This window comes from Pseudomonadales bacterium (assembly GCA_041395945.1).
GTDB lineage: Bacteria > Pseudomonadota > Gammaproteobacteria > Pseudomonadales > Azotimanducaceae > SZUA-309.
In genome coordinates this window covers 712809-727585 of record JAWKZN010000002.1, presented here as the reverse complement: position 1 = coordinate 727585, position 14777 = coordinate 712809, and the positions used below count along the sequence as shown (strand labels likewise).

The window sequence follows — 14777 nt, the reverse complement described above, 5'->3', positions numbered from 1 at the left end:
CAGATGGCTCCCCTGCCTGCCAGCGGGCGTTTTCTGATGAGTTTTTTCGCTTGTCAGATTCGAATCAGCCGCGATAATCCAACCCTTGCAGAAAATGTCTCGCCACTGTGAGGGCAGGTGACTGAGCCTAGAATAAAGGCCTTTGGTTTCAGACCAGGGCGGGTGATTTCCGGAAGATTCGAGATTCTCGATCACCTGGGCAGTGGCTGGGAAGGTGAGGTGTATCTTGTCCGCGAGTGCGATACCGGGATCGAGAGAGCCCTGAAGCTGTTCTTCCCCCATCGCAATCTCGAAGGTGAGGCATCGAAGCGCTATGCACGCAAACTGCATGCACTGCGCCACTGCCCGATCATCATCCAGTACCACGTGCAGGGTACGACCCGGGTGCGCGGTGCAACAGTGACCTATATCGTGTTCGACTATGCGCCGGGTGAGGCGCTGGCCAGATTCCTCGCTCGACAACCGGGTCAACGACTTTCCACCCTGGCGGGCCTTCATCTTCTCTACGCGATCACCTGTGGCCTGGAAGCCGTTCATGCCGCCGGTGAATACCACGGAGATCTGCACACAGAGAATGTGATCGTGGCGAAATTCGGACTGACCTTCGATATCAAAGTTCTGGATTTTTTTCATCAGCAGGGCAGTCGACGTTCCCAGATGCGTGGTGACGTTGTTGATGTGATCAGAATTTTTTATGACAGCCTCGGTGGCGCGCGGCACTATGCAAAGCAGCCCGCCGAGGTGAAAGCGATCTGTCGTGGATTGAAGCACTCACTCATCATCGAGCGATTCCCGACATTGACGCGATTGAAGGCGCATCTGGAGTCGATCAACTGGGTGCAATGAGAGGACGCCGCATGGAAGTTGTCAGCGTGAAGGTCGATATCGGGTCCACGGTTGTCAGCGGTGATCGTTAGATTCGCCGCACCCGTCGACGCAAGGACTCGAGCCGATTTCGCAGAGCGGCGCGGACAACTGGCAGATGAAACCGCACAGGGCAGGTCATGGACTTAAGCGATCCGCAAACCCGGGAAGTATTTTTTGACGTGCATCGGGATCTGCCGCGGCAGGGACCGGGGAACCGGGCCAGCACTGAACGTGCTCTGGAGATGGCGCGTCCACTGCCTGAGATGCCACGTGTCCTGGATATCGGCTGTGGACCGGGAATGCAGACGCTGCATCTGGCGCGGGCGCTGCCGGATGCACAGATTCAGGCCATCGATGGCCACAAGCCCTTTGTCGTCGAAGCCGAGCGGCGTCTCAAGGAAGCCGGCTTCGGCGAACGGGTCACGGTGTCTCTGGCTGACATGACCGCGTTGCCGTTTCAGGCGGAGGAATTCGACCTCATCTGGTGTGAAGGGGCCGCCTACATCATGGGGGTGGAAGAGGCACTCGAGGCCTGGAAACCGCTGCTGAAGGTCGGCGGACGACTGGCATTCACAGAGCCGGTCTGGCTCCGGGACGATGCGCCCCGGTTTCTGCGCGAGTGGTGGGAGGAGGAGTATCCCCAGCTGCGGGATATCAAAACGCTGCGCAAGGCAGTATCAGGTAACGGCTATCGTCTGCTCGGTGATTTCCCGCTGCCCGAGGAGGCCTGGTGGGACGATTACTACAAACCCATGCTCCGGCGCATCGAGCGCCTGACCGCGAATTACAAAGCGGACCCGGCAGCGATGAGTGTACTGGAGGAGTGTCAGGTCGAGATCGACCACTACCGGGAGTGTTCCGAGTACTACAGCTATCTGTTCCTGGTGCTCGAGCGCGTCTGATCAGACTTCAACCCCGAATCGCCAGCGTCGCCATCGAAGTCGGCATATAACGGTTGAGTGGAGAAGCTTCATCACTCCAGCAGTCTTCATAGAATCCCGCGATCGTGAATCCTGCAGCAATCTGCCCGCCAATCTGGGCATCCAGACTGTGACTGAATTCGAGTGCTTCCTGCCGGCCGATTCTTGCGGACAGGCGATCGGCCGGCAGGTCGTGCAGATCTGAATAAGGCAGGTGTCGGGTCACCAGCAGCGGACCACCGGTTTCGATATCGTCATGGTCGAAGAGATAGAAATCCGGATTCATGAAACCGGACAGCAGACGACCGCCATTCCCCAGTACCCGGTGACACTCGCGCCACACCGGCAGCACGTCGGCGGCAAACACGTTGGATACCGGATGGAATATCAGGTCGAAGCTGCCATCCGCAAATCGGGACAGATCTGCCATGTTCCCCTGTTCGCAGCTCAGTTCGAGGGGGATTCCAGTTGCCGCGGCCACGGCAGCGGCCACGCCCATATCCTTTGCCAGCTGCTCTTCAGACAGATCGAAACTCACCACCCGGGCACCCGCTGCCGCCAGCACCGGTGCCTGCTGACCGCCTCCCGATGCGAGGCACAATACCCGCAGACCGGCCAGGTCCGGAAACCAATCGGCGGGTACCGGCCGGTTCGGGGTGAGGATCACCTGCCAGTTGCCGGCGCGGGCCTGCTCGATGGTCTGCACGTCCACCGGCACACACCAGCGGCTGGTACCGGAGGTGGATTGTCGGTTCCAGGAAGCTGCGTTATGCGTCAGGACGTCGGCGCTCATGAGTTCAGATACCGGTTGGTGATGTGGGTCTTGAAAAATTTCGCGTCGAGCTCGGACCCGGTCACGGCTGCGAGCAGTGGCTGCATTGTCAGACGCCGGCCCTGCGCGTGCACGGCCGGCCTCAGCCAGGCGAGCAGGGGTTGCAGATCGGCCCTGGCGATGCCTGTGGTGATCGACGCATCTGCTTTGCGGGCGCAGTCGAACCATTGTGCGGCCATCAGCGCACCCAGAGTATAGGTGGGAAAATAGCCGAACAGGCCGGCGAACCAGTGCACATCCTGCATACAGCCATCGGCAAAGTTGCCTCGGGTGTCGAGCTGCAGGTACTCCTGCATCTTCCCATCCCAGCCCTGGGGCAGATCGGCGACAGACAGGGAGCCGTCGAGCAGCGCCTGTTCGAGCTCATAGCGCAGAATCACATGCAGGGGGTAGGTGACCTCATCGGCCTGTACCCGGATGAAACTGCGTTCAACCTGGGTTGTCAGCTGGAAGAGATTGTCCGCAGACCAGGCGCGGTCGGTGGCGGGGATGTCGAAGTGTTTGCGGATGGTGGGGGCAAGCGCGCCGATGAAGTCTCGTGAGCGGCAGACCTGCAGCTCCATGAGCAGAGACTGGCTTTCGTGGACTGCGGCGCCCAGAGCGTCTCCGACCGGCTGGTTGCGCCAGGCGGCGGGCAGGCCCTGCTGGTAGAGCGCGTGACCGGTCTCGTGACAGATGGCCATGAATGATTCGAGGAAAGCGTCTTCCCGGTAGCGTGTGGTGATCCGTGTGTCGTCGGGGACACCACCACAGAAAGGGTGATGGCTGACATCGAATCGACCGCGATCAAAATCGAATCCAAGCAGTTGCATGGTGGACTCGCACAGGCGCTGCTGGGCATCGATCGGGAAGGGGCCGGGGATCGGCAGTGGTGCCTGTCTGATTCCGGCGATGCGGTCTACCAGCGGCAACAGAAAGGCTTTCAGGTCTGTGAACAGGGCAGTCACATCGTCGCTGCGCAGCTGGGGTTCGTAGCCGTCGAGGAGAGCGTCATAGGGGCTTAAAGCCAGTCTGTCGGCAAGGGCATCGGCACGGATCCGACTCAGATGCACCACCTCGTCGAGCAGGGGCTGAATGGTCTGCCAGTCGTTGGCAGCACGGGCCTTGCGCCAGGTCTGCTCGCAACGGGAGGTGGCCAGGGACAGTGCATGCACCAGATCACCGGGGACTGCCGTGGCTTCGACCCAGTTGCGGCCGATTTCCCGCAGATTGGCCCGCTGCCACTCGTCGAGGGGTTCGTTGCTGCCCTGGGCCTGATCGAGCAGTTCGCCGATGCGGGGATTGGTGGCGCGTTCATGCAGTACCATCGCCAGCGATGCCATGGCCTCTCCCCGCCCGGGTCCCGCAGCGGAGGGCATCATGCAGGCTTCGTCCCAGCTCAGGATGGCACTTACCTCCCGCAGCCGGGTGATTTCGGTATTGAGGGTTTCGAGTTCCCGGTACGCGCTCATGTATCTTCCCGTTGTCCAATGGGCCCTAATTCAGCCGCCTGCCCAGACGTGCAGACGCAGAGCGACGATGAGGGCTTCTGCTTCCACCGCATCATCGGAGCTGTCGAAACCCGAGTTTTTCAGATATTGCAGCGCAGGTGTCAGGTGGATTCTGTCACTGCCCAGCGGAATCCTGAAGAACGTTTCGATCTGGGTTGTATCGCCGGTGTCTGCCTGATCTGCGTGACCGGACTGGAATATCTGACCCACGCCCAGTCCGAAGGCGCCGAAGGGTGTCAGCCCTTCATAGCTCACTCCCAGATAGCCGGCGGTGCGCGATACGGACGGCCGCGCCCATCCCGCGCGCAGCGAAACTCCGTGGCTGCCCGACTGCCAGCCGTAAAGGGCGTAAAATCCGTGGTTGCCGGTGCCGCTGTCGGGATTGTCGAAGGTGGGATGATCATCCGATCGATACCAGGCGCCGACACCGACCCGATGGTCGCCCAGATACCAGCGCGTCCCGAGACCGGCGAATACGCCCTTGCCCGCCTCTCCGAGATCCACCAGCTCCTGATAGGAGCGTCCGGGGTTGTCCGCCAGGCCATCTGAACTGGTGAGCATGAAAGTCACTTCGGGTGAATCTTCCAGCGCCCTGCGACGATACAGGAAGCCGAGGGTGTAGTCGGGAAACTCGATGGTTGGATTGTTGACGAAGCCTGTTGCGAGAAAGTGGTTGTTCTCATCGTTGGCGATCCGGCTGCGATCCAGTTGGGCGGATGGATCAATCTGGCCAAAGGTGAATTGCTGGTTGTGCCCGATGTCCCAGCGGTAGTGAAGCTCTGAGAGCTGAATGCGGGCACTGCCATCAGCGTCCTGAGCAGATCCGGCGTCGGCATTGATTTCCGGATACAGGTTGAAGAGGCCGTCTTCATCGGTACTGGAGTTGGCTTCGACATAGAGCGTCCACTCCCCCGATGTGGTGGGCAGATAGACGAAGAGATCGGCAGACGCTCCGGAATCCTGCGCGTCCTCCTCCGGGAGGCGCTGATGAACGAAGGTGGCGCCGCCCTCGGCGCGCAGAACCGAATGGGCTGTCCCGCCGGCAGCTGCCGGGAAGACCAGGAACAGCAGCAGCCACCTGCAGGTTGCGGATCGGATCATGTTTTTACGTCACAGGCTGTCAGGCCGAGGCCTTATAGTGGAAACTGTATGCCGAGTACAAGCACAGAGAGCCGACAATTGCGCACACTCCCCCGGCCATGGATCACAGTGCTTCTGGTCGGTTTGCTCTGTGGCTGTGCGTCGAAGCGCGAAGTACCGCCACTGCCTGTGTTTTCCTCCGTCGCGCTGGCCTCGGAATCATCAGGCCGCGAGGATCTGAGAGCGGATTCTACTGCCAGCAAAGCGGCCGGCGGTATGGCTGGGGGTGGCGCGAGTGGCGCTGCCGCAGGTGCCGCAGTGGGTCTTGCCTGCGGACCGCTGGCCTTTTTCTGTGTGCCGGTCGGCCTGGTTGCCGGCGGAATCACAGGTGCCGCGGCAGGAGGATTCACAGAGGGTGGCAAGGGGCTCTCTGCGGAACACAGCCGTCAGGTCAATGATGTGTTGAAGAATCTGCGGGCCGAAATCGATCCCCAGGAAGCGCTGTATCAGGGATTGCGGGCGGCACTGCCGGAGGGATTCGAAGTGGCAGCAGACTCGGCTGAGGCCCTGGTGACAGTGGAGGTGAGGCTCATCGAACTCAGACAGCATGCTGATGAACGGGTGTCGTTCCGGATTAACGCGCGGATGGACACGACATGGAACAGGGATCAGAAGAAACCCGGCGCACAATCCAATGACTATGTATTCGAAACAGCCCGGGAATTTGTCGAAGACTGGCTGGTTGACGAAGGCGCGGGATTCAAGGCTGGCTTCCACCAGTGTATCGAGCGTGTATCCAGCTGGATGGTCCGTGATCTGAACATCTCCCCCACCACGCTCTGAAACATTTCAGACGCGGGATCCGGCAGCTCCCAGCAGGGATCCGGCCAGCATGCCTGTGATGCTGGCGATGAAACCGGCGAACTGTGGTGGCAGGGCGGCCTCCGGTGCAACAAACTCCATCACCAGCCACACCACCAGACCCGCCGCAATCGACCAGGCAGCTCCCCGGTTGTTTGCCCGTGACCAGAACAGACCGGCGACCAGGGGGACAAACGCGGTAGCGAGGGTCACCTTGTAGGCATTCTCCACCATCTGATGGATGCCGGTGGATGCTTCCAGCGACCACAGGGCGTAGAACATCACTCCGATCGCGAACATCATCACCACGCAGCGGGTAATCCAGAGGAAGCGCGCGTCGCTGAGCTTGCTGGTGTCGAGCAGCGGTTTGAGCAGGTTTTCCGAAATGGTGACCGAAGGTGCGAGCAGGGTGCCGCTGGCGGTGCTCATGATTACCGACAGCAGTGCGCCGAAAAATACCACCTGAGCCGCCATGGGCATGTGCGTTGCGATGAAGGAGGGCAAGACCAGTTCAGCGTTCTGTTCGAGCAGGGTTGCGGTGGACTGGGGATCGACCATGGTGGCCGCGTAGGTCAGATAGACGGGTACCGCTGCAAAAGCAAAGTAGGCGAGGCCACCCAGAGTGGTGCCCCAGACCGCCACGTGCTCGCTCTTCGCCGAGTTGGCACGCTGAAAGACGTCCTGCTGGGGAATCGAGCCGAAGCCCATGGTCAGCAGACCGGCAATGAAAGTGATGATGGCCGCCCAGCTTGCCTCGGGCCAGAATTCGAACTTCCCTGCGGCCTGAGCGTCGGCGATCACCGGGGCAATGCCGTTCACCTCCGGCATGTCGGCCACCAGCGAGGTGATCCAGAGCAGACCGACCACGATGACGGTCATCTGCACCACCGTAGTGAGGGCCACGGACCACATGCCGCCGAACAGGGTGTAAAGGAGCACCACGGCGGTACCGATGATGATGCCCTGCCCCTGGGTGATGGCACCATCGGAGATCACGCCGAACACCAGCCCGAGTGCGGTTACCTGGGCGGCCACCCAGCCCAGATAAGACAGGGCGATGGCGAAGCTCATGGCGGCTTCCACCGGTCTGTTGAAGCGGCGGCGGTAGAAGTCGCCTAAGGTCAGCAGTCCCATCCGGTACAGCGGACGGGCGAACACAAGGCCGAAGAGAACCAGACACAAGGATGCGCCGAAGGGGTCGGAGATGGTGCCGCCGAGATTTTCATCCAGGAAGGTTGCCGGGATACCGAGCACAGTTTCTGCGCCGAACCAGGTGGCGAATACCATGGCGATCACGATGAACATCGGCAGACTGCGTCCGGCGGTAATGTAGTCGCTGGCGTTGTGCACCCGGGTTGCCGCGTATACGCCGATACCGATGGAGAGGACCAGGTAGGCGATGACGAATCCGAGCAGAGTGGACGACATTCTATATAACCTGTTCAGAGGGACGTTGAATGTGCGGATAGCAGCGGCTGCGTCTGCCCCGGGCATTTTTCCAGATTTGTGCGGATAGTCGAGCCTCTTTTTTTATCAGGCTGTCATATGGAGCGCGGTCCCGGTGCACAAAGAGGTAAGTTCGGCAGCAACAACATGATTGACGATGGCCTTGAGAACAACCCGCTGGTGTCGCGACGTGAGCTGTCCAAGGTCCACGAGGGCGCATTCATGTGGGCTCTGTCCCTTACCGGGAGAGATCGTGAGGCGGCGGAAGACGTGATACAGCAGGCTTATCTGCGTGTGGTTGAAGGCCGCGCCCGGTTCGAAGGCCGCGCGACCCTGAAAACCTGGCTGTTCTCGGTGATACGCAATGTGGCGCGCCATGAACACCGGCGGGGATTGCTGCACCGGTTCGGGCTGACTCGCCTGGGCCTTCTGGAGGTCGGTACTGAGGCGGCATCGCCCGACAGCCGTTCGCCGCATGAGGCGTCAGCGGACGAGTCGATTCGAGCATCGATGCGGCGGCTTTCACCGCGCCAGCGGGAGGTGCTCGAACTTGTGATCGATGCTGAGTTCACCCTCGAGGAGGTCGCCGCAATCCTGGGGATTTCACTGGGCAGTGCGCGCACCCACTACCACCGGGCAAAGCAGCAGTTGCGGCGGGATCTGGCAGGTCGAATCCATGAGTAACGAAAAACATCGCAATGACCCTCCGTCCCGTTCAGATCGTGGTATCGAGACTGACCTGAAGGAATATTTTCACAATCGGCGCGAGCAGACGGCGATACCGGATTTTGACCGGATGCTGCAGCGCGTTGATGCAGAGTTCAGAAGTCGTGCTGACCCGGGAATCCAGCCCGTTGCATTTACTGCTGGTCATCATCCTGGTGACGGGCACTGGAGGCGCTGGTTCAGAGTCCCCGGTGTGCTGGTCGGTGTGGGTGTGCTGTGTCTCGTGATTCTGGCGGGCCTGTTCGTCACACCGGAGGTCACCGCGCCCGAAGCCGATGCGGTGCTGCTTGCGCAACTGGAACAGACAACGCTATGGGTTGCCCCCAGCGATCGCTGGCTCAAACCCGCATCGTCGCCGATTCTCATGGGCATACCGGATTTCTCGGCGATGCAATTTCACTTAACGGAGACACTCACATGGTCGGATCTCGAGGGCTGATTGTCCGCCTCCTGGCGGTTTGTCTGATGGTCACTGGCCTGCCGGCTGCTGCAGCGGAGGCAGATCCCTTCGACGGACGCCTGCTGCCTCTGGAACTGGTAATGGCGCATCGCAAGGAGATCGGTCTGACCCGGGACCAGAGTGATCGGATCGGTGAGCTGGTGGTCGAGATGCAGAAGGCGGTAGCCGACAAGCAGTGGCGGATGCAGGCGGCGTTCTTCGATCTACTGGCGGTTCTCGACGAGCCGAAGGTCGACGAGGGCGAAGCGCTGAAGCTTTCGAAGCAGGCCGTCGACACCGAGAACGAAATCAAGCTCGAACAGCTGCGATTTCTGATCCGGCTGCGCAACCTGCTCACCGAAGATCAGATAGTCACCCTGCGCGCCCGGCGCGCGGCCGGCTGATGCTGCCGTGTGCGGGGAGGAAAATCGGACTTCGGAAAAAGTGGAGGGGCCATCCATGCGACTTATTGTGCTGATAGCCGCCGGACTCCTGCTCGGAGCCTGCGGTGGCGGCGGGGGTGGTAACCGCGCCCCCGCCCAGGCGCCACCTCCGGTGGCAGCGCCACCGCCACCGCCAGCCGCCGGGCCAACGTCTGCGCAGCTGGCGGGCGCCGCAAAATTTCTTTCGCTGGCAACCTTCGGTCCCGATCATGAAGCCATCCGATCGGCAGCCACAGAGGGGCTGGATGTGTGGCTCGAGCGGCAGTTCACACTGGGACCGTCGCTGCACGAACCGGTAGTGCGGCGCTACCTGGCCCAGTACGGCTTTGATGTGAACGCCAACCCGCCACCCGGGACTTTCCGCCGTTTCGCATTCTGGGAGCAGGCGCTGACCGCCCCCGATGAATTGAGACAGCTCACAGCCTATGCCCTGACCCAGATCATGGTGGTCAGCGACAATGTCGATGCCATTGCCATCAATCCGCTGGCGCTGTCGAGCTACTACGACACACTGCTCACCCATGCCTTCGGCAACTTCAGAGAGCTGCTGCTTGCGGTGACTCTCCATCCGGCGATGGGCGTGTATCTGAGTCATGTCAACAACGCCCGCTCGAACCCCGGGGCGAACACCTTTCCGGACGAAAATTACGCGCGGGAAGTGATGCAGCTGTTCAGCATTGGTCTGTTCGAGTTGAACCCTGATGGCTCCCAGCGTCTGGGTCAGGATGGGCGTCCGCTCCCGACCTATGACAATGGGGACATTCAGGAATTCGCGAAGATATTCACAGGATTGAGCTATGGACCGGATCGACCCGGCGGTGCGAGCTTTTTCGGCAAGCAATTGCCGGTACTGCATGTGCCGATGGTGATGTTCGAATCCTTCCATGAACCGGGAGAAAAGCGGCTGCTCCGCGGAGAGATCGTGCCGGCAGGTCGCAGCGGGATGGAAGACATCGAAGCGGCGGTGGATAATCTGTTCAACCATCCGAACGTCGGTCCCTTTATCGGTCGACAGCTCATTCAGCGGCTGGTGACCTCGAATCCTTCGCCCGCTTATGTGAGCCGGGTCGCCAGCGCTTTCGCGGGTGACGCCAGCACACCCCGCGGCGATATGCAGCACCTGCTGCGGGCCATCCTGCTCGATCCCGAGGCGGCGGCAGGCATCCGTCTGCAGGAGCCCTTCCGCCGCTACCTGGCAATGAACCGGGCGCTTGGCGTCAGCAGCGATGATGGCACCTATCCCGGCCTGGGCTATGTGGTGCAGTTCCTGACCCAGCAGCACGTATTGAGCGCGCCCAGCGTGTTCAACTTCTATTCACCCGGTTTTGCCCCTGCCGGCGGGGTCGGAGATGCCGGTCTTGTTGCGCCTGAATTCCAGATCACCAACGCATCGACCATCGTCGGTATGACCAACCTGCTCGCCTATGCGCTCTATGGTGCGGGATCCATCGACACGCCACCGGGCTTCTCAACGATCCGGCTGGATCTGAGTGAATACGAAGGCCTCGCTGCCGATCCCGAGGCACTGCTTGATCGCATCGATCTGGTTTTCTTCGCCGGCGAACTCGACGCTGCGACCCGCGGTGTGATCAGCGACGCCATCACACCGGTGGGCGCCGATCTGCCGGGTCGGGTGCGGCTGGCCCTGTACCTGGCATTGAGTTCACCCGCATACGCTGTTTCAGGAGGTGCCTGATGGCCACGACACGGCGACGTTTCCTGCAACACAGTGGTGCCCTGACACTGGCTGCCGGGACTCAGCTGGCGACCCTGCCGGGGTTCAGCAGAGCCGCTCCCGGCGACGACTACAAAGCGCTTGTCTGTATTCTGCTCGCAGGCGGCGCGGATTCCTTCAACATGCTCATACCTTACGACACCGCCCGCCACGATGCGTACAGGGTGATGCGTGCAGACCTCGCGCTGCCACGGGCGGACATCCTGCCCCTGAACTACAGCGGTACGGACGGCCGGCAGTTCGCCCTGCATCCGGGCATGGGGGAAGTGCGGGATCTGTTCGATTCAGGCGATCTTGCCTTCCTTGCCAATGTGGGATCTCTGGCGGAACCGACCGATCGCGTCGCCTATGACAGTGGCAGCGCGCTGCTGCCCCTCGGCCTGTTTTCCCACTCTGACCAGATTGCCCAGTGGCAGACGTCGGTGCCGGATCGTCGGATCGCCACGGGATTCGGCGGCAGGATGGCCGACGTGCTGCAGCCCATGCTGCCATCCGGACCCGTGTCGATGAACATTTCACTCTCGGGCACCAATCTGTTCCAGACCGGCACGGAGGTAACCGGCTACAGTGTGGATGCAGTGGAAGGTGTCCGGGAGGTGGCGGGCTACGGCAGCGGTGAAGGGGGAAGCCCGCTATTTACCGGGGCACTGGATGCACTGCTTGCGATCCCTCACGCGGACCCTTTCAGATCAACCTATTCCGCGGAATTGCGGGATGCGATCGACTCCGGCGCACAGCTCAGAGCCGCGCTCGCGGCAGCACCGGTGCTCAACACGGTATTCTCAGCCGGCGGGTTGTCTGCGGCCCTGGCCCGGATTGCCCGGATCATCAGTGTGCGGGACCAGCTGGGAGTGAGTCGTCAGACCTTCTTCGTGACGCTTGGTGGCTGGGACCACCATGATGATGTGCTGCCGCAGCAGGCTGCCATGCTGCCCGGCGTCAGTCGTGGCCTGTCTGAATTCCATTCGGCGCTGACCGAGCTCGGCGTGAGCGATTGTGTCACCACTTTCACTATTTCGGATTTCGGCCGCACCCTGACATCCAATGGCAAGGGTTCGGATCACGGCTGGGGTGGTCACAATCTTGTCATGGGTGCGGGTGTGTCGGGCAGAAACATCTATGGAAGTTATCCGGAGATTGTGCCGGGCAACCCCCTCGATGTCGGTCGTGGACGCTACATCCCGACTACAGGCACGGACCTGTTCTACGCCGAGCTTGCCCTGTGGTTCGGGGTGGCCCCGGTGGATCTGGATCGTGTACTGCCCAACATCCGGCGCTTCTATTCACCGGAGTCCGGCACCCCGCCGCTGGGACTCATGATCTGAGTCCTCGAAGGCTGGCTGTCCCGGTGGTTACTGCTGGTGCTTGCGGCCGCGGTAATCGCTGTCGATCAGATGCTTCGGGTGTCGACCGTTGACGTAACCGGTGAATCCCGGCTCGACGATGCTGTAGCCCAGCAGTTCCTGCAGCCGTTCGCTGTAGCGCCTGGCGATCTGTGGCGGAGCCGCGAGTGGCATGTTCTCGATCTGACGCATCCAGGGCATGCAGTACTGGGGGGTAATGGCGAGCCGGGTACGCGTTGAGTGATTGGCGCCGCCCCGGTGCAGCAGATTGCCGGCGAACACCAGCACCGAACCCGCGGGCATCAGAGCCTTGACGATCTCATCCGGCCGGGGCTCACGCTCGCGCTCCCAGCGGTGACTGCCCGGTACCAGCTCGGTTGCGCCGTTGTTTTCCAGGAAGTCGTCCAGGGCCCAGATTGCACTGATTCCGTAGTGGCTGCGGGGGCGCGCGAACGCTGGATGTCCACCGCTGCCGCTGGCGTCGTCGATGTGCCAGTCCTGTGCGTTTTCTCCCGGATGCACGTTGATCGCCAGGGCCGCAGACAGCAGGTAGTTTTTCGGCAGCAGTGCGTCGGTCAGGGCGAGAACCGAGGGGTGCTCGATCAGTCCGGCCACAGCCGGAGACTTCGCGAGCAGGGCGTAGACCCGTTCGCTGCGGAAGCCTTCGAAGTCGTTGCGTCCGAAGTGCTCTCCCGCCAGAAAGGGGGCCAGCTCACTGCGGAGCTGGCGGATCAGCGGATCAGAAATCTGCGCTTCCAGGATGGTGAAACCCTGCTCCCTGATGGCGCTGAGATGGCTGTCCATCCTCATCTGGCCGCAGCGGCGGCAGATACGTTCGCCGGTTCGTTTTTCGCGAGATCCGCATTCAGCGATCGCGCACCAATGAAGTAATGCACAGTGGCCCAGACGTTGACGAGCACGGCGAGACAGAGTGCGTAGCGCAGGGATTCATGGCCCGTGGCCGGCGCCAGGAGGTCACTGGCGATGCCGACAAAGTAAGGTCCGAGGCCCATACCGATCAGATTGAGCATGAACAGCAGAATGGCGGAAGCCACTGCCCGCATACGCGGAGTCACCAGCGCCTGGGTCATGGCGAAGGAGGGTCCCAGGTACATGCCGCCCAGTATCGCGACCAGACCCAGAGAGGGCACAACCGCCCAGATGCCTCCATACAGGTAGGCGATGAACTGGAATGGCACCATCGCGGCTGTGGAGATGCCGGGGACCCACATATACCAGCGATGGTTGTTGGTGCGATCGAACAGCCGGTCCGACAGATATCCGCCCAGGAAAGTACCGATGGCGCCAACCCCTGAGATGGCGGCGAGCCAGGCGCCGACTTCCGTCAGGGGCACGTCGTGCATGCGGATGAGGAAGGGCGCATTCCAGGTGCCGGCACCGTAGCCGACGAAGGCGTGTAGTCCTGCTGCTACGCCCAGGTGGCGGAAGGCCCTGCGCTCCCAGAGCCGGGCCAGTACCACCTTGACATCCGGCGCTTTTTCTTCGGCTGCGGGTGGTGCACCCGGGACCTGGGCTTTCAGTTTGTCCGACAGACCCCGGGGCGGCTCCCGCAGTGTGAACAGAATGAGCAGGGCGATGGCGATTCCAGGCAGACCAACGAGGACGAACGTCATGCGCCAGCCAAGTTCCTCAGCGCCCCAGCCACCGACAAAATTGCCCACCATGGAGCCGAAAGGAATGCCAAGCGCGTAGATCGACAGTGCTGTAGCCCGCTTTTCGAGTGGAAAATAATCAGAAATCAGTGAATGAGAGGGTGGGCTGGCACCAGCCTCGCCGACACCCACACCGATGCGCGCAATCAGCAGCGCCATGAAGCTCTGGGCAAGACCACAGACGGCCGTCATCGCACTCCAGACGATCATCGCTATGGAAAGGATTCTGACCCGACTGGTTCGATCCGCGAGCGCGGCAATCGGCACGCCGAGGGTGGTATAGAACAACGCGAAAGCCAGGCCGCCGAGCAACCCGAGTTGACTGTCGCTCAGATCCAGATCGAGTTTGATGGGTTCGAGCAGAATTCCGAGGATCGAGCGATCCACGAAGTTGACCACATAGCCGAGAAACAGGACCGCCAGAGCGTAGTTGCGGTAGCCGGGCGAAAACTGTGCTGGACCGGATGGTGTTAGACTGGACAATGTATCAGGCGCCTCCCCGCGCTGAGAAATCGAAGCGCGAGTGCCGGCGACGCCGGCTACGCTGCATTGCTTTCCCTCTCCCGTGGTCAGTGTACCCGCCGTGCCCGCTGCCGCCAATGATGGCTGTCGCTGGTGCTCTGGCTGGTCAATCGGGCAGGCGTTGATAGATGGTCAGAGGCTCACTAGAGTGAATGCATGCTGATTCGATCAGGCGCAATCGATCCAGAATGGCGCTGGAGGCAACTGGGGGTAAATTGGAAAGGAAAACTGGAGCCGTCGTACTCTGGCTGCTGCTTGCAGCGTCTGCATCAGTGTCCGCCACAGAAGGAACAGCGTCCGACTCCGCGCAGCCCGTGAAATCCGCTGCAGCGGACCCGCGCGTCTGTAAGCGGGTGAAGGCCACGGGTACACGTATCACTCAGCGTGTCTGCATGAAACA

14 protein-coding genes are annotated in these 14777 nt (G+C 61.3%); 8 read left to right on the top strand and 6 right to left on the bottom strand.

Annotated features, from left to right (window positions below; genetic code table 11):
- The first annotated feature begins 117 nt into the window (after positions 1-117).
- Positions 118-846: a protein kinase gene (locus R3E82_19985; GenBank protein ID MEZ5553172.1), complete on the top strand. Its 729-nt coding sequence runs from the start codon at positions 118-120 to the stop codon at positions 844-846.
- Positions 847-1004: 158 nt separating this feature from the next.
- Positions 1005-1769, top strand: a complete 765-nt coding sequence (locus R3E82_19980; protein MEZ5553171.1) for a class I SAM-dependent methyltransferase — start codon at positions 1005-1007, stop codon at positions 1767-1769.
- A gap of 7 nt (positions 1770-1776) precedes the next feature.
- On the opposite strand, the gene R3E82_19975 is transcribed toward R3E82_19980, so the two are convergent.
- The 3 genes from R3E82_19975 to R3E82_19965 are packed head-to-tail and all read right to left on the bottom strand — an operon-like array spanning position 1777 to position 5210.
- Positions 1777-2580: a class I SAM-dependent methyltransferase gene (locus R3E82_19975; GenBank protein MEZ5553170.1), complete on the bottom strand. Its 804-nt coding sequence runs from the start codon at positions 2578-2580 to the stop codon at positions 1777-1779.
- On the bottom strand, positions 2577-4070 hold the full coding sequence (locus R3E82_19970; GenBank protein MEZ5553169.1) for a carboxypeptidase M32: 1494 nt from the start codon (positions 4068-4070) through the stop codon (positions 2577-2579). Before R3E82_19970 ends, R3E82_19975 begins: the two co-directional genes overlap by 4 nt.
- A gap of 30 nt (positions 4071-4100) precedes the next feature.
- The gene (locus R3E82_19965) at positions 4101-5210 is read right to left on the bottom strand and encodes a hypothetical protein (protein MEZ5553168.1); all 1110 of its coding nucleotides are present in this window, start codon (positions 5208-5210) and stop codon (positions 4101-4103) included.
- Between the two features lie 108 nt (positions 5211-5318).
- On the opposite strand from R3E82_19965, the gene R3E82_19960 reads away from it, so the two are divergent.
- Positions 5319-6032: a hypothetical protein gene (locus tag R3E82_19960; GenBank protein MEZ5553167.1), complete on the top strand. Its 714-nt coding sequence runs from the start codon at positions 5319-5321 to the stop codon at positions 6030-6032.
- Positions 6033-6038: 6 nt separating this feature from the next.
- On the opposite strand, the gene R3E82_19955 is transcribed toward R3E82_19960, so the two are convergent.
- On the bottom strand, positions 6039-7478 hold the full coding sequence (locus R3E82_19955; GenBank protein ID MEZ5553166.1) for a sodium:solute symporter family protein: 1440 nt from the start codon (positions 7476-7478) through the stop codon (positions 6039-6041).
- A 165-nt stretch (positions 7479-7643) separates the two neighbouring features.
- Here R3E82_19955 and R3E82_19950 point away from each other — a divergent pair, with 165 nt between their 5' ends.
- From R3E82_19950 to R3E82_19930, 5 genes are read left to right on the top strand one after another with little or no spacing between them, the layout of a single operon-like run.
- The gene (locus R3E82_19950) at positions 7644-8180 is read left to right on the top strand and encodes a sigma-70 family RNA polymerase sigma factor (protein MEZ5553165.1); all 537 of its coding nucleotides are present in this window, start codon (positions 7644-7646) and stop codon (positions 8178-8180) included.
- Positions 8173-8661, top strand: coding sequence for a hypothetical protein (locus R3E82_19945; GenBank protein MEZ5553164.1), 489 nt, complete (start codon positions 8173-8175; stop codon positions 8659-8661). Before R3E82_19950 ends, R3E82_19945 begins: the two co-directional genes overlap by 8 nt.
- Positions 8640-9065, top strand: coding sequence for a hypothetical protein (locus R3E82_19940; protein ID MEZ5553163.1), 426 nt, complete (start codon positions 8640-8642; stop codon positions 9063-9065). Before R3E82_19945 ends, R3E82_19940 begins: the two co-directional genes overlap by 22 nt.
- Before the next feature lie 55 nt (positions 9066-9120).
- On the top strand, positions 9121-10800 hold the full coding sequence (locus R3E82_19935; GenBank protein MEZ5553162.1) for a DUF1800 family protein: 1680 nt from the start codon (positions 9121-9123) through the stop codon (positions 10798-10800).
- Positions 10800-12164 carry a DUF1501 domain-containing protein gene (locus R3E82_19930; GenBank protein ID MEZ5553161.1) on the top strand — a complete coding sequence of 455 codons (1365 nt, stop codon included), beginning with the start codon at positions 10800-10802 and terminating at the stop codon, positions 12162-12164. Before R3E82_19935 ends, R3E82_19930 begins: the two co-directional genes overlap by 1 nt.
- 27 nt (positions 12165-12191) lie before the next feature.
- Here the strand turns inward: R3E82_19930 and R3E82_19925 are convergent, their stop codons facing one another.
- Entirely contained in the window at positions 12192-12986 is a 795-nt protein-coding gene (locus R3E82_19925) for a phytanoyl-CoA dioxygenase family protein (protein ID MEZ5553160.1), read from the bottom strand.
- Between the two features lie 2 nt (positions 12987-12988).
- Positions 12989-14338: an MFS transporter gene (locus R3E82_19920; GenBank protein ID MEZ5553159.1), complete on the bottom strand. Its 1350-nt coding sequence runs from the start codon at positions 14336-14338 to the stop codon at positions 12989-12991.
- Positions 14339-14777: the final 439 nt, after the last annotated feature.

Excerpts from the sequence above, each read along its gene's own strand:
- R3E82_19980 (MEZ5553171.1), top strand. The coding sequence starts at position 1,005 with ATGGACTTAAGCGATCCGCAAACCCGGGAAGTATTTTTTGACGTGCAT.
- R3E82_19975 (MEZ5553170.1), bottom strand. The coding sequence starts at position 2,580 with ATGAGCGCCGACGTCCTGACGCATAACGCAGCTTCCTGGAACCGACAA.
- R3E82_19970 (MEZ5553169.1), bottom strand. The coding sequence starts at position 4,070 with ATGAGCGCGTACCGGGAACTCGAAACCCTCAATACCGAAATCACCCGG.
- R3E82_19965 (MEZ5553168.1), bottom strand. The coding sequence starts at position 5,210 with ATGATCCGATCCGCAACCTGCAGGTGGCTGCTGCTGTTCCTGGTCTTC.
- R3E82_19955 (MEZ5553166.1), bottom strand. The coding sequence starts at position 7,478 with ATGTCGTCCACTCTGCTCGGATTCGTCATCGCCTACCTGGTCCTCTCC.
- R3E82_19950 (MEZ5553165.1), top strand. The coding sequence starts at position 7,644 with ATGATTGACGATGGCCTTGAGAACAACCCGCTGGTGTCGCGACGTGAG.
- R3E82_19945 (MEZ5553164.1), top strand. The coding sequence starts at position 8,173 with ATGAGTAACGAAAAACATCGCAATGACCCTCCGTCCCGTTCAGATCGT.
- R3E82_19940 (MEZ5553163.1), top strand. The coding sequence starts at position 8,640 with ATGGTCGGATCTCGAGGGCTGATTGTCCGCCTCCTGGCGGTTTGTCTG.
- R3E82_19935 (MEZ5553162.1), top strand. The coding sequence starts at position 9,121 with ATGCGACTTATTGTGCTGATAGCCGCCGGACTCCTGCTCGGAGCCTGC.
- R3E82_19930 (MEZ5553161.1), top strand. The coding sequence starts at position 10,800 with ATGGCCACGACACGGCGACGTTTCCTGCAACACAGTGGTGCCCTGACA.
- R3E82_19925 (MEZ5553160.1), bottom strand. The coding sequence starts at position 12,986 with ATGGACAGCCATCTCAGCGCCATCAGGGAGCAGGGTTTCACCATCCTG.